The sequence below is a fragment of the Lysinibacillus sp. LZ02 genome, from assembly GCF_050613145.1.
GTDB lineage: Bacteria > Bacillota > Bacilli > Bacillales_A > Planococcaceae > Lysinibacillus_B.
The window spans coordinates 778,441-799,878 of the sequence record NZ_CP192507.1 but is presented as its reverse complement, the minus strand read 5'-3'; the positions used below and the strand labels follow the sequence as shown (position 1 = coordinate 799,878).

General features: G+C 36.8%; 19 protein-coding genes. 1 reads left to right on the top strand and 18 read right to left on the bottom strand.

Annotated elements, in window-relative coordinates; all coding sequences use genetic code 11:
- Positions 1–6 precede the first annotated feature (6 nt).
- Both uvrB and ACQQ2I_RS03560 read right to left on the bottom strand, forming a co-directional pair.
- Positions 7–1,989: an excinuclease ABC subunit UvrB gene (gene uvrB, locus ACQQ2I_RS03565; protein WP_431029206.1), complete on the bottom strand. Its 1,983-nt coding sequence runs from the start codon at positions 1,987–1,989 to the stop codon at positions 7–9.
- Positions 1,990–2,152: 163 nt separating this feature from the next.
- Positions 2,153–2,398, bottom strand: coding sequence for an IDEAL domain-containing protein (locus tag ACQQ2I_RS03560; RefSeq protein WP_391375627.1), 246 nt, complete (start codon positions 2,396–2,398; stop codon positions 2,153–2,155).
- A 167-nt stretch (positions 2,399–2,565) separates the two neighbouring features.
- On the opposite strand from ACQQ2I_RS03560, the gene ACQQ2I_RS03555 reads away from it, so the two are divergent.
- Positions 2,566–3,069 carry a competence protein ComK gene (locus ACQQ2I_RS03555; protein ID WP_431029205.1) on the top strand — a complete coding sequence of 168 codons (504 nt, stop codon included), beginning with the start codon at positions 2,566–2,568 and terminating at the stop codon, positions 3,067–3,069.
- A 244-nt stretch (positions 3,070–3,313) separates the two neighbouring features.
- Here ACQQ2I_RS03555 and prfB read toward each other — a convergent pair.
- The 16 genes from prfB to pseC form a co-directional block, all read right to left on the bottom strand.
- Positions 3,314–4,415, bottom strand: a protein-coding gene (prfB, locus tag ACQQ2I_RS03550; protein ID WP_431030441.1) for a peptide chain release factor 2 whose coding sequence is annotated in 2 segments (ribosomal slippage) — positions 3,314–4,342 and positions 4,344–4,415 — 1,101 coding nt in all. Because the reading frame shifts where the segments join, the coding sequence is not laid out codon by codon here.
- Positions 4,416–4,602: 187 nt separating this feature from the next.
- Complete coding sequence (gene secA, locus ACQQ2I_RS03545) at positions 4,603–7,113, bottom strand: preprotein translocase subunit SecA (RefSeq protein WP_431029204.1); 2,511 nt, start codon at positions 7,111–7,113, stop codon at positions 4,603–4,605.
- 313 nt (positions 7,114–7,426) lie between these two features.
- Positions 7,427–7,978: a ribosome hibernation-promoting factor, HPF/YfiA family gene (gene hpf / locus ACQQ2I_RS03540; RefSeq protein WP_431029202.1), complete on the bottom strand. Its 552-nt coding sequence runs from the start codon at positions 7,976–7,978 to the stop codon at positions 7,427–7,429.
- A gap of 86 nt (positions 7,979–8,064) precedes the next feature.
- Positions 8,065–8,454, bottom strand: a complete 390-nt coding sequence (locus ACQQ2I_RS03535) for a PilZ domain-containing protein (RefSeq protein ID WP_431029200.1) — start codon at positions 8,452–8,454, stop codon at positions 8,065–8,067.
- A 232-nt stretch (positions 8,455–8,686) separates the two neighbouring features.
- Positions 8,687–9,262, bottom strand: coding sequence for a competence protein ComK (locus ACQQ2I_RS03530; protein WP_431029199.1), 576 nt, complete (start codon positions 9,260–9,262; stop codon positions 8,687–8,689).
- A 710-nt stretch (positions 9,263–9,972) separates the two neighbouring features.
- Positions 9,973–11,613, bottom strand: coding sequence for a phospho-sugar mutase (locus tag ACQQ2I_RS03525; protein WP_431030440.1), 1,641 nt, complete (start codon positions 11,611–11,613; stop codon positions 9,973–9,975).
- 132 nt (positions 11,614–11,745) lie between these two features.
- Complete coding sequence (fliS, locus tag ACQQ2I_RS03520; protein WP_431029198.1) at positions 11,746–12,150, bottom strand: flagellar export chaperone FliS; 405 nt, start codon at positions 12,148–12,150, stop codon at positions 11,746–11,748.
- A gap of 27 nt (positions 12,151–12,177) precedes the next feature.
- The gene (locus tag ACQQ2I_RS03515; protein WP_431029197.1) at positions 12,178–12,537 is read right to left on the bottom strand and encodes a flagellar protein FliT; all 360 of its coding nucleotides are present in this window, start codon (positions 12,535–12,537) and stop codon (positions 12,178–12,180) included.
- A 20-nt stretch (positions 12,538–12,557) separates the two neighbouring features.
- Positions 12,558–14,993, bottom strand: a complete 2,436-nt coding sequence (gene fliD / locus ACQQ2I_RS03510) for a flagellar filament capping protein FliD (protein WP_431029195.1) — start codon at positions 14,991–14,993, stop codon at positions 12,558–12,560.
- A 30-nt stretch (positions 14,994–15,023) separates the two neighbouring features.
- Positions 15,024–15,413, bottom strand: a complete 390-nt coding sequence (locus tag ACQQ2I_RS03505) for a flagellar protein FlaG (RefSeq protein ID WP_431029194.1) — start codon at positions 15,411–15,413, stop codon at positions 15,024–15,026.
- 201 nt (positions 15,414–15,614) lie between these two features.
- Positions 15,615–16,835, bottom strand: a complete 1,221-nt coding sequence (gene fliB / locus ACQQ2I_RS03500; RefSeq protein WP_431029193.1) for a flagellin lysine-N-methylase — start codon at positions 16,833–16,835, stop codon at positions 15,615–15,617.
- A gap of 49 nt (positions 16,836–16,884) precedes the next feature.
- On the bottom strand, positions 16,885–17,931 hold the full coding sequence (gene pseI, locus ACQQ2I_RS03495) for a pseudaminic acid synthase (RefSeq protein WP_431029192.1): 1,047 nt from the start codon (positions 17,929–17,931) through the stop codon (positions 16,885–16,887).
- 9 nt (positions 17,932–17,940) lie between these two features.
- The gene (locus ACQQ2I_RS03490) at positions 17,941–18,504 is read right to left on the bottom strand and encodes a formyltransferase family protein (protein WP_431029191.1); all 564 of its coding nucleotides are present in this window, start codon (positions 18,502–18,504) and stop codon (positions 17,941–17,943) included.
- Positions 18,501–19,526: a UDP-2,4-diacetamido-2,4,6-trideoxy-beta-L-altropyranose hydrolase gene (gene pseG / locus ACQQ2I_RS03485; protein ID WP_431029189.1), complete on the bottom strand. Its 1,026-nt coding sequence runs from the start codon at positions 19,524–19,526 to the stop codon at positions 18,501–18,503. Before pseG ends, ACQQ2I_RS03490 begins: the two co-directional genes overlap by 4 nt.
- Positions 19,527–19,534: 8 nt before the next feature.
- The gene (locus ACQQ2I_RS03480; protein ID WP_431029188.1) at positions 19,535–20,263 is read right to left on the bottom strand and encodes a cytidylyltransferase domain-containing protein; all 729 of its coding nucleotides are present in this window, start codon (positions 20,261–20,263) and stop codon (positions 19,535–19,537) included.
- A complete protein-coding gene (gene pseC, locus ACQQ2I_RS03475; RefSeq protein WP_431029187.1) occupies positions 20,260–21,417 on the bottom strand; it encodes a UDP-4-amino-4,6-dideoxy-N-acetyl-beta-L-altrosamine transaminase in 1,158 nt (385 codons plus the stop codon). Before pseC ends, ACQQ2I_RS03480 begins: the two co-directional genes overlap by 4 nt.
- Positions 21,418–21,438: the final 21 nt, after the last annotated feature.

Genomic DNA, 21,438 nt, shown 5'->3' with positions numbered 1-21,438 from the left:
GTTTTGTCACCTTTCTGCTTTCAGTTCAAAAATCGTATCACGTAATTCTGCCGCACGCTCGAAATCAAGCGCTTTTGCAGCATCTTTCATTTCGATTTCAAGTGTTGCAATGAGCTTGTCTAACTCTGCTTTCGTCAGCTTCTTCCCTTTCGTCACTTTTGTGACATATGTTTCTTCCGCTTCCGCCGCTTGTGTCGCACGAATAATATCAGGAATTTTCTTGATAATCGTTTGCGGCACGATGCCATGCTCTTTGTTGTACGCTTCTTGAATCGAACGACGACGCTTCGTTTCATCAATCGCTTTTTTCATAGAATCTGTCATATTATCTGCATACATCAGTACATGCCCATTCGCATTACGTGCGGCACGACCAATGGTTTGAATTAACGAACGCTCTGAACGCAAGAACCCTTCCTTATCCGCATCTAAAATCGCGACTAACGATACTTCTGGAATATCCAATCCTTCTCGTAGTAAGTTAATACCGATGAGCACATCGTACGTGCCTTTACGCAATTCACGAATAATTTCAATCCGTTCTAGCGTCTTAATTTCCGAGTGCAAATATTCTACTTTTAAGCCCATTTCTTTTAAATAATCCGTTAAATCTTCGGACATTTTTTTCGTTAATGTTGTCACTAATACACGCTCATTTTGACGAATACGTTCATGAATTTCATCAATTAGATCATCAATTTGCCCCTCAATTGGGCGAACGTCAATCGTTGGATCAAGTAAACCAGTCGGACGAATAATTTGCTCCACCATCTCAGGTGTATGCTCTAGCTCATATGGTCCTGGTGTTGCCGATACATAAATCGCTTGCGACACTTTAGACAAAAACTCATCGAACTTCAGTGGACGGTTATCGAGTGCAGACGGCAAACGGAAACCGTGATCGACTAACACTTGCTTTCTCGCTTGGTCTCCATTATACATCCCGCGCACTTGTGGCAATGTTACGTGACTTTCATCGATAACGAGTAAGAAATCTTCCGGGAAGTAATCCAGTAATGTATACGGTGTTGCACCTGCTTCACGCAACGTTAAATGGCGTGAATAGTTTTCAATACCTGAACAGAAGCCCATTTCACGCATCATTTCCAAATCGTAATTAGTCCGTTGCTCAAGACGCTGTGCTTCTAATAACTTGTCTTCTGCACGGAATTTTTCGAGCTGCCCCTCTAGCTCTACTTCAATATTGTCAATCGCTTTTTTCATTTTTTCTTCGCGTGTGACGAAGTGAGAAGCAGGGAAAATAGCTACATGCTCGCGCTCACCGAGTACTTCACCGGTAAGTGCATCAACCTCGCGAATACGGTCTACTTCATCCCCGAAAAATTCAACGCGAATACAATGCTCATCACGAGAGGCAGGGAAAATCTCGACGACATCCCCGCGTACTCGGAATGTTCCACGTGTAAAATTGACATCATTGCGCTCATATTGTACATCGACAAGCCTTCGTAGCAGCTGATTGCGCTCAATCTCCATCCCCGTCCGAATCGATACGACCATCTCGCGGTATTCTTCTGGTGACCCTAAACCATAAATGCAAGATACCGATGCGATAATAATGACATCTTGTCGCTCAAATAATGCGGATGTGGCAGAATGTCGGAGTTTATCAATTTCGTCATTCACACTCGAATCTTTCTCGATATACGTATCTGTTTGTGGTACATATGCTTCTGGTTGATAATAATCGTAATAACTAACGAAATATTCAACAGCATTATTCGGGAAAAACTCTTTAAACTCGCTATATAATTGACCTGCAAGTGTTTTATTATGCGCCATCACAAGCGTCGGCTTATTCACTTCTTTAATCACATTCGAAATCGTAAATGTCTTTCCTGTTCCGGTTGCACCGAGTAATGTTTGGTGGCGCTTCCCGTCTTTTACTCCCTGCACGAGTTCCACAATCGCTGTAGGCTGATCACCACTCGGTCGGTAGCTGGACTGTATATCAAATGTTTCGCTCATTGTCTATCGTCCTTTCTCTATATCCGTAAACATATTTTAACATACCCCATTACAATAATCGACAAATAAACGAACGTATATTCTATTAAATATTGCTAGAAAAGAAATTCACATTAAATGCGCACAAAAAAATCGCTACGAAATATTCCGTAGCGATTTTTATCTATTCTTTTTTAATTTCTTCCTGTAAACATTGTAACTCTTCACAATATTGCTGGAATGCTTGTTCATTTCGTTCATCTAATGATATATCGATGAGTTGCTTTAGCTGGTCAATGCGTTGTAGTCGCTGTAACCTGCCTAAAAATAAATCCAAATAAATGTCGTTCAACAGCTTTTCACTTTCCATTTCCTTTGGGTATTGCCCGACCGCTCGTAAAAAATCTGTATACGAATAATATTTATCCATCGATATCACCCCGATACCCTTTTTGCTATTATACAAAAAACAGGGTCCAATTTGCAATATTTTCTGAATAATTAAATTTAAATTTCAGAATTTTCTAATTTTATATTGCTTTTTATTTACGAATCAGTATTATTGTAAATAACCATGCTAACAAAGGAGGGGTATAATTGACTAGACCACACGACTTTACACCAGATTACACAATCAATCGTGATACGTATCTACTACAATCTATTCGCCACGGCCAAAAAAATCATACACTTGTTTATGAAAAAAGAGGCATTTTTCATGTACCCAAAAAATCTCTTAAACTCGTAGACAACGCTTGCAAAAGTATGGGCAGCAGCTATCGCACAGCTACCGAACGCGCTAAACAACTCCTTGCAGACAATAAACATAAGCTCCCTATTGTCATCGGTGTAGATAGCGGCTACCAACCTTACATCATGTTTCCTCTCTATTCACCTAGATCTGAGCATAATATTTGGATTGCCTATAACGCGGTCACAAATATTATGAATCATAAAACACATGTCACCGTTACCTTTAAAGATAAAATAGATATCAATTTGCCAGTCTTAATTTCCTCTTTCAACAATCAATATGTCACGGCAGCAATGTTATTTAAAGCAGTTTATAAAGATTGGCATCGTTTTAACCCACCGTTTTAACACGACACATTCGCTTTTTATTGCGAGGGCGTATACTTGAATATCGATACATACTATAGCACTTACATATTGAACAAGATATTCCCTTAATACTATCATGACGTATACATATCATTTCCCTTTACATACGCCTTTGCATTTTTTAGGTGGTTGTCAATATCTCTTAAATCCAGCCCTAACATACGAAATTAGCAAATAAAAAACGCCTAGCCTTAAGTGACTAGACGATTCTTATTTCCCTAATTTAACCGATTCTCGAACGAAGATATGCATTAATGAAAGCATCTAAATCGCCATCCATTACAGCGCCCGTATTCCCTGTTTCTTCATTTGTACGATGGTCTTTTACCATAGAGTATGGATGGAAAACATATGAACGGATTTGCGAGCCCCAACCGATTTCCTTTTGCTCACCGCGGATTTCAGCTAATTGTTGCTCTTGCTTTTCAATTTCTAATTGATATAGTTTCGCTTTTAACATTTTCATTGCATGCTCACGGTTTTTAATCTGTGAACGTTCCGATTGACACTGCACAACAACGCCTGTTGGCACATGGGTAATACGCACAGCCGAGTCTGTTGTATTAATATGTTGCCCACCAGCACCTGTCGCACGGTACGTATCAATTTTTAAATCTTCTGTACGTACTTCGATTTCGATTTCATCGTTAAACTCTGGCATCACGTCACATGATACGAACGATGTATGGCGGCGCCCCGATGAATCAAACGGCGAAATACGAACAAGACGGTGTACACCTTTTTCTGCTTTTAAATAGCCGTAAGCATTATGACCTGATATTTTCAACGTAACTGATTTAATCCCCGCTTCATCACCAGGTAAATAATCCAGTGTTTCTACTTTGAAGCCGCGCTTTTCTGCCCAACGTGTATACATACGCAGTAGCATCGAACCCCAGTCTTGAGACTCTGTACCACCAGCACCCGGGTGAAGCTCTAAAATCGCATTATTTTTATCGTAAGGCTCCGATAATAGCATTTGCAGTTCGAAATCCGCCATCTTCACTTCAAATTGTTCTAATTCTGAACCAAGTTCTGCTTGTAAATCTTCATCTGGCTCTTCTTTTAAAAGCTCCAACGTCATTTCAAGATTTTCTTGCGTTGATAATAAATCGTTATATTCATTGACAATGGCTTTAATGCCATTCGCTTCATTAATAACCGTTTGCGCTCCTTGCTGATCATTCCAGAAATCAGGCATTAACATCATTTCATCTAGCTCTTGAATACGTGCCTCTTTATTTTCTAAGTCAAAGAGACCCCCTGAAGTCCGCTAACTTAGTAGCTGTAGTTTCAAGGATATTTCTTGCTTCTGCTAATTCAATCATCATTCAAAATCCTCCAAGTACAAATTAGAAAAACACATCTCGACCAATTTTCGGTCGAGATGATATTATAGCTTATCATGCATGCGCTATTATACACTCACGCTGAACGAGCATAAACTAGCTCCATACGGGCAAAACCTTACTCTATACGAGCATAACTACCCCCAGTAGCAATAGCATTTATTTATTCCGCTACCCCGTGACAGTTTTTATACTTTTTGCCACTACCGCATGGACATGGATCGTTACGTCCGATTTCTGCGGCTTTACGAACAGGCATTTTTTTCGGCTTTGCATCGCCGTCTTCTTTCGGGTTCACCGCTTGTCCCTTCGCTACTTCCTCACGTTGTAAGTTGTTGCGAATTTCAGCTTTCATCGCATACTTCGTCACGTCTTCACGAATGGAAGAGACCATGTCCTCAAACATCGCAAAACCTTCTTGTTGATATTCACGTAGCGGATCATTTTGACCGTATGCACGTAAATGAATCCCTTGACGAAGTTGATCCATCGCATCGATATGGTCAATCCATTTCGTATCAATGGCACGAAGTAAAATTACTTTTTCGAACTCACGCATCCGTTCAGGCGTTAATACTTCTTCCTTCTCATTATAACGAACTGTGACAACTTCTTTAATTACATTCACGATTTGCTCAGCTGTTAAACCTTCAAAATCACCAACGGTTAACTCACCTTCATCCAGTAAGTTCCCCGAAATGTAATCGACAAGCGCCTGTAAGTTCCACTCTTTTTGTTCCCCTTGTGTATGAATCGCCACCGCATTTTCAATGGACTCATGAATCATATTCTCCACAAGACCGCGCATGTTATCTGTTTCCAGCACTTCTTCACGTTCTTTATAAATTACTTCACGTTGCTGACGTAATACATCATCGTATTGTAATAAACGTTTACGCGCATCAAAGTTATTACCCTCTACACGTTTTTGGGCGGATTCAACCGCTTTTGACACCATTCTAGATTGAATTGGCTGTGAATCATCCATCCCTAGCTTGGTCATCATATTTTTCATATTGTCAGAACCGAAGCGGCGCATTAAATCATCTTCTAAAGACAAGTAGAACTGTGTCACACCGACGTTCCCTTGACGACCTGAACGACCGCGCAACTGATTGTCGATACGGCGAGATTCATGGCGTTCTGTACCAATAACAGCTAAACCACCAACCTCTAGTACGCCTTCACCTGGTTTAATATCTGTACCACGACCGGCCATATTCGTCGCAATCGTTACGGCGCCTTTATTCCCCGCATTGGCGATAATTTCTGCTTCACGCTCATGGTTTTTCGCATTTAATACATTATGTGGAATTTTATATTTCGTTAGTAATTTCGAAATAATTTCAGACGTTTCAATCGCTACTGTACCGACTAATATCGGCTGCCCTGCTTGATGGCGTTCTGCAATATCTTTCGCGACTGCTTCAAATTTCCCTTGCATCGATGCATAAATTAAATCTGGCTTATCATCACGCGCAATCGGTTTATTCGTTGGAATCACGATTACTTGCATGTTATAGATATTACGGAATTCCTCTTCCTCTGTCTTCGCTGTACCTGTCATGCCGGAAAGCTTTTCATACATACGGAAGTAGTTTTGGAATGTAATTGTTGCCATTGTCATCGATTCATTTTGAATATCTAACGCTTCTTTTGCCTCGATCGCTTGGTGTAACCCGTCTGAATAGCGACGCCCCTTCATTAAACGCCCTGTGAAGCCATCAACGATAATCACTTCGCCGTCTTGCACAACATAATCGACATCGCGATGCATAGACACATGCGCTTTTAACGACTGGTTAATCGCATGATTCAAGCGTACATGTGATAAATCAAATAAATTATCAATGCCAAATGCGCGCTCTGCCTTCTCAATTCCTGCTTCCGTTAATGTTACACCTTTCGAAGATTCGTCGTAATTGTAGTCCTCTTCGGCTTTTAACATACGTACAAATGCATTGGATTGTACATACAGCTGCGCCATTTTGCCAGCCTGTCCAGAAATGATTAACGGCGTACGTGCCTCATCGATTAAAATCGAGTCGACCTCATCAATCACGGCATAGTGAAGCGGGCGCTGTACTTTATCTTCCTTGTACAACACCATATTATCACGTAAATAATCAAACCCGAGCTCGTTGTTCGTTGAATACGTAATGTCCGCTGCATAAGCCTCGCGTTTAGCATTTTTATCTAAACTATTTAAGTTCAAACCAACTGTTAAACCAAGCCAGTTGTATAACTCACCCATCTCTGTCGCGTCACGTGTTGCTAAGTATTCATTGACTGTCACAACATGTACACCTTTACCCGTTAAAGCATTTAAGTAAACGGCCATTGTGGCGGTTAACGTTTTACCTTCCCCGGTTTTCATTTCCGAGATATTGCCATCATGTAACGATGCAGCCCCCATTACTTGTACGCGGTATGGGAACATGCCTAATACACGCTTCGCTGCTTCGCGCGCTACCGCAAACGCTTCTGGTAATAGCGCATCTAACGATTCCCCATTTTCATAACGTTGTTTAAAATCTGGTGTTTTCGCTTGCAGTTGCTCATCTGAAAGGCTAGCCATTTGACCCGCTAACGCCTCTACCTGATCCGCAATCTTTTCTAAGCGTTTTACTTCTTTTTTATTGAAATCAAACATTTTATTTAAGATGTTTAGCATGAATTGTCACTTCCCGTTTAGTATCACATTTCATTTTAGCATTTAGGTATGAGGTGGTGCAAACTGACAGCCGTAAAGAACGCCATTCTCTTTTGGTAAATGTCCTTGTTTTCTTATTATCAATTACGCCTTGGCGTAATTGCGTCCGGATTTTGAATTGTGCTTAGGCCCACAGGATGTGGGTCACTTAGGCTTTGCCGCAGGAAGCGGCGCTCTTAGCCTAAGTTCATTTATTTTAGCATGCGTTTGGACACCGACTAAATAAAGATAAATAGTAAAAAGCCCTCGCATGACACGAGGGCTTAGCGTTTCGTTAAGTTGTTTCAATTAAGCCGTATTTTCCATCTTTTCGTTTGTACACAATGTTCGTGCTGTCTGATTCTGCATCTGTATAGATGTAGAAATCATGACCGAGCATATTCATTTGAAGAATTGCCTCTTCTTGATCCATTGGTTTCAAGTCAAATTGCTTTGTACGAACAATTGCGTATTCTTCTTCCTGCTCCACTTCTGCCCCAGGTTGCGTAACATGTGCAAAGTATAAACCAGCACCCTCACGCTCACGGAATTTACGGTTTACTTTTGTTTTATGCTTACGGATTTGACGCTCTAACTTATCCACAATTAAGTCGACAGCTGCGTACATATCGTTATGACGTTCTTCGGCACGAAGCGTCACATTTTTCATCGGAATCGTTACTTCTACTTTCGTTTGTTTGTCATTGTACACTTTGAGGTTAACGTTTGCTGTTGCATTCACGTCCTCATTAAAATAGCGTTCAACTTTGTCCACTTTTGTTTCTACATACTCGCGAATCGCTGGAGTTACCTCAATGTTTTCGCCACGAATGTTAAACTTTAGCATGTAAACTCCTCCTTCATTACGGCTATAATACTTACTTCGACAATCTTTTAAAAAACCCTTCTTATTTGAAAAATCTTTTTTAAAATTTACCCATTAATTTTCGGTTTTAAAACTTCCTTACGTCTCCGTATTTTCAGCTCACCGATAATTAAATTTTCGATAGCAGATTGATCATAAAAGACAATACCATAATGATACCCGCTTCCGAAATTTTTAGACCATACAACTTCACCAATTGCTCTAATTTGTGTCGTATCAAGGACAAATGAAACTTCTAACTGCAACATATCATTTTTATGCTCATTTAAATCGACTTCCGATCTCAGCTTCATACCGCGTGGACTAATGTCTAAAACCTGTCCTGTGGCAGATGTTCCATCACCATGTAACGGCTTTCCGTTGATAAGAATCACGATCTTCGCTTCAAGCGGCTCACCAAATGCGTAACGAAATCCTTCTTGTCTTTTAAATATCATTACACTACCCCCAATTGCTTACTCCTACTGCTTATTATCTTATACGTAGTAAGATGTAGTCTATCACCTTATTCACTATTTTTACCACATTTTAAATGCATAATTTAAGTAGGAAAAGACTAAAAATTCCCTGCGAACTAACAACTTATTGTGATTTCTAAAAAGAAAAAGACTCCTGTTCTTTAGTATAAAACAGGAATCTTAAAGTTTGCTTAAACCTCATCAATAATGATTACAGCTCCTCATAGCCTTCTTTCTTTTCCTTAACTGTATATTTCACTCGATAATCATCACAAATAACAGTAATCTCTTTACGTGGCTTTCCATAGATAAATGGTTGTGGATACTGATTATCTAAAGATTTAGAGCGCAAAATATGCGCTGCATGACATCGACTTTTAAATGACCGAAAAGAAACAGGGATATTCATAGAAAGTCCTCCATGTAAAATCACCTTTGTCTCTTCTTGGCTAATATCAAGCGGCAGCTTTATAGCGTGTAATGCAAACCAAACACAACCTATATTAGCTGGCGATTTTGAAGGAAACCAAACGTTTTTATGTTCAAGATCAATCATGAACGGAAACATACTAGTCGATCCTAAAATTGCCTCAGCTGCATCTTTAGCACCGCGTAAACTGGAGCCAATTCGAAATAAATTGTCATTAAAAATAGCAAGCGGTGGTTTAGGATAATGATAAATTTGATAATCATGCAAAATGGCCGAATGAATTTCTCCATTGTCTGTTGAATGTGACCAAATAGCAGATGACTTCATTGTCAAATTAAACTTTTCAAATTGTTTCATTGTAAAAATCCCCCTTTTTTAAAATTAGTTACTTTAATTTTAGAAAAAAAGGAGTATACTTAGCTTAAGGCAGGTATACTCCTGTCTTCTGAAACCCTTGAGCGCAGTCTTGCCGGACCTAACCGCTTAAGGGTTTTGCTGTGTTTTTACGGGAATCGCTCACATTTTTCTCACCTCCTTTACGATAAAAATGGGTGGTCAAAACAGCAATCTATTCCATTTCAATGATTTAAGTGGGAATCATACAATACTGCAAAAGGAGAGTAGGTGTATATTACAATTAAAATATGGTGACTCTTTTATTCTCCCAGTAATTTCTTCAAACAAAACAAGTACACGATCGTTACTCATAGCCTAAGACATCGTTACCATTATGTGAGTTGTTACTCGAATGCATTCCATATCAAAATGTAATTTGTGTAGTATTCATCTAGAGGATAATTTTTAATACATGTGCTGTGGAGATATTTACATAAAATTTTAGTTTTTCATGACAATTTTCCCCCTTTTATTTACCATACTATAAAATATATTAAACTAAATTTAGGAAAATTGGAATAATTTTCTGAATTTTAAGAAAAAATATTTTTGAAATGTCGAAATGCATCTTAACAGCAACTACCGTAAATATGTGTACGTAATAACTTGTACTGAGAAAAAAACAAAAAACCACATTCAGTCACTCCTAAATGTGGTCCATAATGTAGCAATCATTGTAAATATAATCTCAATGATTCTTTCAATTGTTCCATTCGCTTCATACTATCTGTTTCACTTTGGGCTTTTACCCCAATATAAAACTTACACTTCGGCTCTGTACCGGACGGGCGCACACAAATCCACGATTCATCTACTAACATAAACTTCACGACATCTGCTGTCGGTAATCCGTTTACATTACCAAGTCGGTAGTCTTCCATTTTCTCAACGGCTATACCTGCAAATGATGTTGGTGGATGTTGTCGGAATGTCTCCATAATGGAAGCCATTTTTTGCTGCCCTTCAATTCCTTCAAATGTCAATGACACAAGCGCTTCCTTATACCAACCTAACTCTTCATACAAATCATTTAGCGCATCCATTAATGTTTGCCCTTGTGCTTTATAATACGCGGCCATTTCTGCTGTTAAAAGCGCAATCTGCACGGCATCTTTATCCCGTACAAAATCGCCAGCTAAGTAACCGTAGCTCTCCTCATAGCCGAACATAAATGTATACTCGCCTGTTTGCTCCCACTCCGCGATTTTCTCTGCTATGAACTTAAAGCCTGTTAATGTATTAACCGTTGTGATACCATACTTACTGGCAATTGCTGTACCAAACTCCGATGTGACGATTGTTTTAATCATTGCCGCATTTGCTGGAATACGTTTCGTTTGTAAAATATAGTTTAATAACAATGCCCCAAGTTGATCGCCCGTTAATAGCTTATACTCGCCATCCCGCACAGCAACGCCAAGGCGATCTGCATCTGGATCTGTCGCAAGCAGTAAGTCCGCTTCCACTTGATCGCCAAGCTCCATCGCTAATTTAAATGTCTCGGCCTCTTCTGGATTTGGATAGGCAACTGTTGGAAACTCACCAGACGGAATCGCTTGCTCCTCCACAATATGTAGATTCATAAAACCAGCTTCTTGTAATGCTCGTGTTGTCGGTACAAGGCCTGCCCCATGTAAAGGTGTGTACACAAGCCGTAAATCCTTCTTTCCTGCTGTGGCAAATGATTGTAATGCCGTATTATACGCATCATCCATCTTTTCTAATATTTCCATACAGAAACTAGAAGCGAGTAATTGTTCCCGACGGAGTGCCTGAATGTAAAAAATATCCTCCACTGCATTCATGTGTGACACAATTTTATCCGCAACTTGCGGTGTTAGCTGTGCCCCGTCCTCCCCGTACACTTTAAAGCCGTTATACTGCTTCGGATTATGGCTCGCTGTAATAACAACGCCCGCATAAGCCTGTAATTGTCGTACCGCAAAGCTTAGCTCAGGGGTAGGGCGGCTTTCAGTAAATACATAGCTTTTAATCTGATGCGCGGCTAAAACGCCCGCTGTTTCATATGCAAAATCCTGTGAGAAATGCCGCGTATCATAAGCAATGACAACACCTCGTTGTTTCGCTTCTTGTCCTTGCTGCTCGATTTCACGCGCTAACCCTTCAGCAACGAGACGAATCGTATGAAGGTTCATCCGATTTGTCCCCGCACCCAGCTTCCCGCGCATCCCACCTGTGCCGAATGGAACCGTTTGATAGAAGCGGTCAGCGATTTCCGTTTCGTCTGTAATTGCTTGTAGCTCATCCGTGTAAAAAGAAGAATGAAGCCACTGATGATATAAAGTTTTCATCATAAAACCTCACAATCGTTTCAAGTTAAAAGGTGATAAATATTACCTACTATGTATATGCTCTTATATTCCCAATATACTCTTGATTACAGCAAAAAGGACCCAACTTTGACATAAGCGGGTCCTCTAATTTTATACTTGCTCTACATTCGCATATTGCTGCTGGCGTGTAATTTTAATAACTTCTTTCCACGTATCGCGGAATTCCGTTACTAACCCTTCTACCTCTTCAATAATCGTAATATCACTTTGGATATTCGCTTCAACAAGGCGACGGTTCATGTATTCATATAATGGTAGCATTTGCTTCGAGATCTCGATATCCATATTGAGCGTAGACATTAATTCCGCAATAATCGCTTGTGCTTTTTGCAAATTAATATTCTTCTCTTCAATATTTTTTTCTTCAATCGCCATTTTTGCTTTTCCTAAAAACTTTAAACACCCATTATACAACATTAATGTAAGCTCACCTGGTGAAGCCGTCGTCACACTATTTTGTTTGTATGCATTAAATGCATTCGCTTGTGCTGTCACAAAATACACTCCCTCTGAAGCTATTTATTAATTCTTTTTATCATAGTAACGTCCATCCATCACCTGAACATTTGCGTAAGGATTCATATATTGTTGCTCATTTTTCTTCGCATTTTGCAAATCCTTTAAATCGGCCTGAATGGATTTCATCACCTTATTTAAACGCTCGCGTATACCTTTATCTAATTCAACTAACATCGCATGAGATTTGTTTGCTACGTCAACTTGAAATCCATCGTTTTGCATTTTCTGGATTAGTATACCACGTTCATCCAATAAAAGGTGAATTTTCTCAATATATTCATCTCGTTGTTCATCTGTAGGCAGATTCGTCAAATGCTGATATAGCTTAGCTGACACTTGTAAAAGTTGTTGTACAATTTCCATTTTTCATGCCACCTAAGTGATTATTGTCCTTGCATAAACATTGCTGATTGTTGATTTGCTTTATTTATTGCCGATTCCATAGCACCAAATTGCTTCCAATAGCGGGCTTCGACCATTTCTAATTTTCGTTTCCATGTATCAATGCGACTCTCTGTATCTATTAGACTCTTACCAAGAGCGTATTCAGCATCTGTCATCGTAGAACGTCCAGCTTTTTTCTCAATGGAAATTTCAAATGATTTCATTGATTCACGTAACTTTTCTAAATAACCACGTGTATCAACCGTTTTAGTAACTGAAACTCCATTTTCCTCTACTTGAATAGTGTCTTCCTTTTTACCTTCACTATTTTTAAATAACTTTTCTACAGCATCTGGGTCCGCTTCTAAGGCAGCTCGCAATTTATTTTCATCTATTTCAAGTGTGCCGCCCTCATTGTAATTTTTAGAGGTTGTAATCCCAATACTAAATAGCGTATTATATTTAGAATCTTTCAATGCTGGATTTGATTCGTAGACTAAAGAACGCATATTTGAAAGACCTTCACGAATAAGTGCATCATTGCGTAGTAAACCACTCTTTGCTTTTTCTTCCCAAAGCTTAATTTCATTCTCAGACATGTCTTCTTTTTGTTCATCTGTTAATGGTGCGTAGTCTCGGTATTTTGATTGTTTTGTTTGATCTGTAAAGTCTTTAATTAAACCGTTATACGTATTCACAAACTCTTTAATCTTTGTCATCATGTCGTCAACATTTGTTGTTGATGTCATTGTTACAGCACTAGTTGTATTTGTCGGTACATTAACCGAAGTAACATATGTTGAAAGATCTGATTCATCTACGCCTGCAATACTACCATTTAGTTCTTTATATTCTTGATACGCTGCTTTCAACGTTTCTTCAGCGTTTGCTCGACGATTAATTGCGGCAGTTTCATTAGCTTCTGCTGTATTTTTTAATTGTAATTTCGTATTTTTTTCTACCTCAGCCGTTGCTACTTTTTTAAAGTCATCAAGTTGGCTAATCGATAATTGACGTAATGCTTGCTTTTGTTCTCCACTTAAAGCACTTAATTTATTTCCTAAAGCTTTATCATCTTCATTGGTAGAATTTTTTAAATTGTCAATTGTAGTATTAAATTGTTCTTCAGTTTGACCTAACATACTTTCCACTTTAGTTACTTCAGCTGGACTCAAACCATCCAGGAAGCTAGCACCTATTGTTTCATATGTTTTTAACTCTGCTGCACTCTTCATTTTATCGAAGTCAGCATCACCTAAGGCTTTAAGCGTTGTAAATTGTTCCCTAGTAATTCCTGACAACTTAGCTTTTAAATCGTCAGAAATTTCACCTGAAGTTGCATTTTCTAACCAAGTATTAAAATTCTCATCTGAAGAAATATCTGCTGCTAGAGATTTTATTTCAGTCATATCAGTTGAAGTCAAATTCATCAATAAATTACGATTGTTAATTTTGTTATACGTTGCTTGCTCATCTTCAGTTAATTGAGCATTTGAAAAAACAGCATTATATTCAGTTTCGTATGCGCTGTTTGCTGTATTATACTCACTTGTCGCGGCGCTTACTTTATTAGCCAAATCAGTAAAATCAGTCTTATTAGTCGCGTTATCCCATTCAGTCCAAGCTGCATTGTATTTACTTGCTATAGTAGAACCTTGGTTAAATGTTTCTTTAAGCGTTAAATTATATCCATTAATTGTAAAATTGTTAGTAGAACGTTCCGTTGCAATACCATTAACTTGGAATACCGCATTTGTTCCCCCAGAAGCTAAATCTCCTGATGCTTGACTAGCTAATGATGAAAAACCTAGTTTACCGAAAACATTTGCTCCGGCAGTTACTTGTACTTCTGCACCAGACTTATTATCCCCTGTATTCTTAGCAGTAATTGATAGTCTACCACCTTCGAAAATTGCACTAACACCTGCATTGCTTGAATTAATCTTACTAATTAATTGATCTACAGTTGTCGTACTTGGATCGAATTCAATTTTTGTCGCTGTTGTGGCCATACTTCCGTTACTTTGAATAGCCTTTAATTCAATAGAAGTTTCACCAATACTTAGTTCACTCAATTTCGTAGATCCTGTTGCGTTAATTTGATTTCCTACACCACGTGCAGCTGTCGCTAGTTGGGAAACCCCTTCAATGGAAATTGAACCCGTTGCTTTACCAGTTGCAATTGCTGACACTAAACTAGAATTTGAACTTGTTGCTGTTTTAGAAGTTAAACTTTTTAAAATTAAATTATCTGCAATATATGTGTCAAAAGTTTTAAGCTTTGTATTTACGCTACGATAAGCGTCTCGTTGCCACTCATATGTTGTTTTCTTTTGATATAACTTATTTAATGGCGCTTTCTCCGCAGACATTAATTTTTTGACTAACTCATCGATGTCCATTCCGGACGCTAATCCACCAATACGCATTACCATTCTATTTTCCTCCTTGTTTTTAAAACAATTTTATATTTTTTCATCTACTATCATGCCAAGCATTTTTTGCATTTCATAAAAAGCATCTAAAAGCTTTTTCGGTGGTATTTCTTTTACTACTTCATCTGTATCTTTATTGACTACTGTTACATAATATCGTTCTAAGCCGTCGTGATACATAAATTTAGAAGTACTGTGATTCACTTCTAGCATTTCATTCATTTTATTGACAGCTTCTTGTACTTTCGCTCTCGTTTCTTCGCTATTATCAAGAGTCTGTACTTGTTCAACTGTAGATGTAAATATTTTATCTGTAGCTTCGCTTCCTTGCTTTACTACCTTCTCTACGATTGGTGAATTGTTAGTAACAGATTTACTTACCACTCTTGCATCAGCATTTGTATGTTCTGTGATACGCATGTTTTCCATCCTCCTTGAATCTAATACAAGCGTTATTATAAATAATATCGGATAAAAAAAAGAGAATTTCAGTTTTCCCATAAATCATCAATAAAAAACTGAAATTCTCATATATAAAATTTGATTTTTAGCACAAGAAATTGATAGCCATCTTTAATAATATCAAGCTTTGTGAATGTGTCTGATTCTTCTAGAATTCCTTTAATTCATTATCATTACAAACATGTGTCCCATTGTATTATAGCTTGAATTTTCCATACCTTCACGTACACCTTGTAAATAAGAAGGATTATGCTCAATGATCTTTGCAAGTTGTTGCACGCATTCTATTACCATTTCTTGATTTAATTTATGCTGTTTCGCAGCCATACCTATTAAATGCAGTTTAATTAATGTAAAATGAATAACCAGCATCATATAACTTTCAAACGTTGTATTATAGTCATTTGGAAATAAATTCTTAAATATATAATTCACAATATAATTTTCAAGTATATACTCTTGCTTTTGTATAAATGGAAGATAATAATTCTTATAGGATTCTTGATACTTATTAATAGTCTTTTCAATATCATCCACTTTATGGTCAGCATTTTCTTCTAATCCTAGTCCATCTACCAATTGTTGCAGAATCTTTACATACTTTTCTGAAGTTACGTCGCCTGTCATACGATAACGAATTAAATCGCGTGCTAAATTCAATTGGAAATTTAAATTTCTTTTTATATTTTTTAACGATTCGATAAATTCTTCATTATCTAAACGGCATAGATAATCCTCCATAATCCGTGGCAACTCTTTTTCAAACTCACTTGACTTTAATTGCTCAATTTTTTGAATGAAAAGCCCTAATACTATTAAACGAATTTCTATTGGTTGTTGGCGACTTTGCAATAGTTGAATTGCAAAAATACGTAAATCCCAAAAGTGTGGATGCTTTTCTAATGTGAGCTCACTAGCCATAAGCCCACGAGTATTTTTAGGTTCCTCTGTTTCAATAAATCCTATACCTTCTTCACGCAGCAGAACTACTCTAGCCGCCTCTGGGCAAGATAATGTTAAACTTTTTTCTGTGACACCACCTACTCGCGTAAGGTGTCTAGGATAAATAGCGCATGTATTACATAAATACTCTTCTCCTAATTCCTTATGAATACTACATAACCCATCCTCTAACATCATATGACACTTATTATTTTCATTTAACATAAACTTAGCATATTCGGAATCATCTTTTTGTTTTCGATCTCGTTTTACATATTTTTGTAGTTTATCTGTAATTCCAGATTGACGTACTTTACGATAGGTCTGATAAGTTTTTTTATCTACTGTAACATTCCAACCTGCACAACACGTATCTTCACAAGTACTTCCAATACAACTAAAATCATTTAAATATTCAGGTATCAATATTGGTCTCATATTTCTACATCATCCTAGAATTTATTTTTAAAACCTTTCAACATATAAACTAAAATAAATGCTGATAACTTAAAGGAGTTCCTTTAGTGATAGACTTACTAGTAACTTTCCCCAATATATTTTCATAATATTTAGGTTCAAGACCATACCCAGGACGAACAATTTTTATATTATCCTTTGTAAATTTCTCGCCCGCTTTAATATCTTGAGATACATAAATAGAACGTCGGAATTTTAATGATGCTTTTTCTTTTTCTGTTGGGCCATATGTAACTTTCCCCATAGCTAACCAAGCACGCTCTGTTTCCTCTACTAATGCTTTCATCTCAGCTGGCTCCATAGAAAATGCTGAATCCACACCACCATCGGCACGGTTTAGAGTGAAATGTTTTTCAATTACTGTTGCACCTAACGCAACACTTGCTACAGCTACACCAATCCCCATCGTATGATCGGACAATCCAATTTGTACATCTTCGAATAATTTCCTCATATGTGTAATTGTTAAAATATTTGTATTTTCAGGTGTTGCTGGATACGTGCTTGTACATTTTAATAGTATTAGATCTTTACATCCTGCTTCTTTTGCAGTTCGGACCAATTCATCTAATTCAGCTAATGTAGCCATTCCAGTTGATACAATCATCGGCTTTCCTGTAGTTGCTACTTTTTTGATAAGTGGTAAATCTGTATTTTCAAAGGACGCAATTTTATAAATTGGCACATCTAACTCTTCTAAAAAGTCAACTGCGGTTTCATCAAATGGCGTACTAAAAGCAATCATGCCTAATTCTTTTGCTCGATCAAAAATAGGCTTATGCCATTCCCATGGGGTATATGCTTCATTATATAGATCATATAATTTTCTATTTTTCCATAAGCTTTCTTCATCACTAATAATAAAATCAGATGAATCAACATTTAGAGTTAATGTGTCCGCTGTATATGTTTGGATTTTTAATGCATGTGCTCCTGATGCTGCTGCAGCTTCTACTATTTCTATAGCACGATTTAAGGATTGATTATGATTACCTGACATTTCAGCAATAATAAATGGTTTTGTAGTTGAATTTAGTAATGAAGTGTTAAATTTCATTCTTCACCCTCATTTCTTAATTTTTATAATTGGTGTATCCCAACCATCTGTAAGCAAATACGTATATAGTTGTTTATCCTTACTAAAATGGATAGATCCTTCATTTAAATTTTGTTTTATTGGTATATATTTTCCTAAACGAATTTTCGACCAATGCTCAATAAACAGTGCTTCTATTGCTATACTTAACTTATTATAACTTGTACGTAAAGTATCATTGTCAGTAAAGGTTACTTCTTTTTGAATTAAAATATCCCCTGTATCAATCCCTTCGTCTATCAAGTGTATAGAAACCCCCTTTTTTGTATTTTCTAGAAAGCTCCAAAAATTAGGATCAGCACCACGATTCCAAGGTAAATAAGAGATATGTAAATTAATTATTTTGTTTTTCATTATGTTAATTATTTCTTCTGAAATAATATATCTATATCCATAACTAATAACTAAATCAAATTTATTACTAATGACAAAATCTGTTGATAATTTATTATCTAAAACAACAAAATTATCACCAAATAGTTTCAGTTTATTGATAAACTCTTCTCTTTTCGGACCTAAGTATAGTATATTCATATTGACCTCAAAAATTCTTTTATTTTTAATATCATATGATTAATTAATGAAGATTCATTTAATAGTAAAAGTAAAGCATTGTATATATCGTCAACCTTTACTTCTTTATAAAACCCCAAATAGTTGCAAACCCCTTCCCTATCCACATTTTTTGCGATTTCTATTTGATTTTCTGCTACAGAAATTATAATAGAAGGTAAAAATAAGAATGTCCTTTCCCAAGTAGTTGCTCCACCTGCACCAATAGCTAAATCTGCTTTAGCCATTAATTCGGCCATATTATTGATTTGGCAGTGGTAATCAATTCTATTACATGTTAAAGAGATTTCTTTAATCCGATTTTTATTCGGATTAGAGCTCGCTACAACAACGTCTACTTCTAAATTATATTTTTTGATTAAAGGCAGTATTGCACATAGAACTTTTTCTGTTTCATTCGTTGGATCACTGCCACCAAAGAAAATAAATAATCTCTCCACCCTGCCGTTAAAAGGTTTAATATGCTTCTTTGCTTCCATAAACTCTTCTCTTAATAAAGCATGAGATGGACCGAGTAGTAATTTTGCAGTTGAAGGGACTAAACCATCATATCTATTTTTCATATTCAGATAATAATTTTGATCTAATAAAATATCACAATCATGCTGACGATTCGCTAAGTCATCAATAACCATTATTTCTTTCGTAAATGGTCGAATTAATTGTTCCCACCTAATATCAATTGAATAGTGGTCAATAATTAACTTTTCGACACTATGTTTTCTTAAAATATCAATCGTATCCCTAGCATCTGTTTGCCAATCATCTGCTACATAAGTCCACAAAGACCCCTCACAAATTCGCAATTTATATACTCGAAAACCTTGCTGTTCTATTAATTCAATACAGTCCCCATTTGTAACTCTACAAATAAATGCTACTTGCTTTCCTTCTTTTTTTAGTCGATGCGCTAAAGTTAAGCAGCGCATCACATGCCCTGTACCAATTTCGAAAGAAGCATCTACGCGAATAAATACGTTCATGCCATCACCTATAATTTCTTTTGTTCTATATGAGCATTAATATTGAACCATATAGGATTTTCATTCATAACCTTTATTGTATCTTGTAAGCTAAATAAGGGCTTTTTAACATATAGTGCTTGAATTATTTTTTTTATTAATTCAAAGTCCTCTATAGTATCAACAGTCCATCGATATTTACTGTAATCCATATCATTTTTAATATGACCCATTGAGAATACATCAGGATTTGTATAGAAATAAGCAGTTACATGCTCACGATCTCTTTCTAACACAGCCTCATGATACGCTTTTTCTAGTGCGCCAAATGAAAATATTTCTGTATCTAATCCTCGGGGGTATGTTCTTTCTACAGTATTTGAAACATAATCGAATTTATCACTTTCTATAAAATGCTGTATCGTTTTATCTACTATTTGCACATCAATAATTGGGCAATCTGACGTAATCCGAACAATTGCATCTGCTTTAAAAGCTAAAGCTGCCTCATAGTATCTGGACAGAACATCTGTTTCAGACCCTCTAAAATATAATATAGAATTCTCTTTACAAAACTCTATTATTAAATCATCTTGCGTTTCAATTGTCGTAGCTATCACTAATTCATTTATGTACTGACTTTGTTGTAGACGTTCAATTTGATAAGAAAGTAGAGGTTTATTATTTACTTTCTTCAGAATTTTCCCTGGTAAGCGTGTAGAACCCATCCTTGCTTGTATTATTGCAACAATTCTCATTTCCTCACCTTTTCTAGCTCTATTTTTACTGCATAAATTACATCCTGTACATCATCATTTGACATCTTGGGAAATAAAGGTAATGTAATAATAGCTTCATATAGTTCCTCAGATTTTGGCATAGAGCCTTTCTTATAACCTAATTGTTGATAATATGACAACGTATGCACTGGAATATAATGAACATTTACTCCAATATTTTGAGCTATTAATGATTCAAAAATATCTTTTCTAGTTGCATTTATTTTTGCTAAGTTTAATTGAATAATGTATAGATGCCAACTGGAGTCCCCACCTAAATGTTGTTTAGGAGTAATAATCAATTCATTTTCTTTAAATGCCTCGTTGTATAATTTGGCTATCTCACGACGACGTGATACAAACCCTTCTAACTTACTCATTTGACTAATACCGAGAGCTGCTTGAATATCTGTCATTCGGTAGTTATAGCCTAAAAAATGCATATCATAATACCAAGGACCTTCATTTTCCGATAAACTTTCTGAGTCTCTCGTAATGCCGTGGGAACGGAATTGTAATAGCTGTTTATAGAAATATTCATTATTAGTTGTAATAACGCCACCCTCCCCTGTTGTAACATGTTTTACAGGATGAAAGCTAAACATGGTCATATCACTTAATGCGCCGATTTTTTCCCCTTTATATTGAGCACCTAGCGCATGTGCAGCATCTTCAATTACAAGTAAATTATGCCTTTTTGCAATAGCATGAATCTCATCTAGCTGTACAGGTTGTCCTGTAAAATGCACAGGAATGATCGCTTTTGTATTTGACGTAATATTTTTTTCAATTTCTATGGGATCTATATTATAGGTATCTTCCTTAATATCAGCAAAAACTACTGTTCCGCCAACATATCGTACACAATTTGCACTTGCCGCAAAGGTTATAGGTGTTGTAATCACTTCATCTCCTTCACCTATTCCTGCAGCAAAACATGCAGCGTGAAGTGCTGCTGTCCCATTCGAAAAAGCTACTGCGTATTTTGCTCCTACATATTTAGCTACCTTTTGTTCGAAACAAGCAATTGTTGGACCAGTCGTTAAAAAATTACTCTTTAATACCTTTATTACGGCATCTATATCATCATCTTCAATCCATTGCTTCCCATATGGTAAATAAGAATCTCTCAATACTATTCTCTCCTTACAGAA

Excerpts from the sequence above, each read along its gene's own strand:
- uvrB (WP_431029206.1), bottom strand. The coding sequence starts at position 1,989 with ATGAGCGAAACATTTGATATACAGTCCAGCTACCGACCGAGTGGTGAT.
- ACQQ2I_RS03490 (WP_431029191.1), bottom strand. The coding sequence starts at position 18,504 with ATGAATATACTATACTTAGGTCCGAAAAGAGAAGAGTTTATCAATAAA.
- ACQQ2I_RS03535 (WP_431029200.1), bottom strand. The coding sequence starts at position 8,454 with ATGATATTTAAAAGACAAGAAGGATTTCGTTACGCATTTGGTGAGCCG.
- ACQQ2I_RS03560 (WP_391375627.1), bottom strand. The coding sequence starts at position 2,398 with ATGGATAAATATTATTCGTATACAGATTTTTTACGAGCGGTCGGGCAA.
- ACQQ2I_RS03515 (WP_431029197.1), bottom strand. The coding sequence starts at position 12,537 with ATGGAAATTGTACAACAACTTTTACAAGTGTCAGCTAAGCTATATCAG.
- pseG (WP_431029189.1), bottom strand. The coding sequence starts at position 19,526 with ATGAACGTATTTATTCGCGTAGATGCTTCTTTCGAAATTGGTACAGGG.
- ACQQ2I_RS03530 (WP_431029199.1), bottom strand. The coding sequence starts at position 9,262 with ATGAAACAATTTGAAAAGTTTAATTTGACAATGAAGTCATCTGCTATT.
- ACQQ2I_RS03505 (WP_431029194.1), bottom strand. The coding sequence starts at position 15,413 with ATGCGTATCACAGAACATACAAATGCTGATGCAAGAGTGGTAAGTAAA.
- pseI (WP_431029192.1), bottom strand. The coding sequence starts at position 17,931 with ATGAAATTTAACACTTCATTACTAAATTCAACTACAAAACCATTTATT.
- fliD (WP_431029195.1), bottom strand. The coding sequence starts at position 14,993 with ATGGTAATGCGTATTGGTGGATTAGCGTCCGGAATGGACATCGATGAG.
- ACQQ2I_RS03525 (WP_431030440.1), bottom strand. The coding sequence starts at position 11,613 with ATGAAAACTTTATATCATCAGTGGCTTCATTCTTCTTTTTACACGGAT.
- fliB (WP_431029193.1), bottom strand. The coding sequence starts at position 16,835 with ATGAGACCAATATTGATACCTGAATATTTAAATGATTTTAGTTGTATT.
- ACQQ2I_RS03480 (WP_431029188.1), bottom strand. The coding sequence starts at position 20,263 with ATGAGAATTGTTGCAATAATACAAGCAAGGATGGGTTCTACACGCTTA.
- hpf (WP_431029202.1), bottom strand. The coding sequence starts at position 7,978 with ATGCTAAAGTTTAACATTCGTGGCGAAAACATTGAGGTAACTCCAGCG.
- secA (WP_431029204.1), bottom strand. The coding sequence starts at position 7,113 with ATGCTAAACATCTTAAATAAAATGTTTGATTTCAATAAAAAAGAAGTA.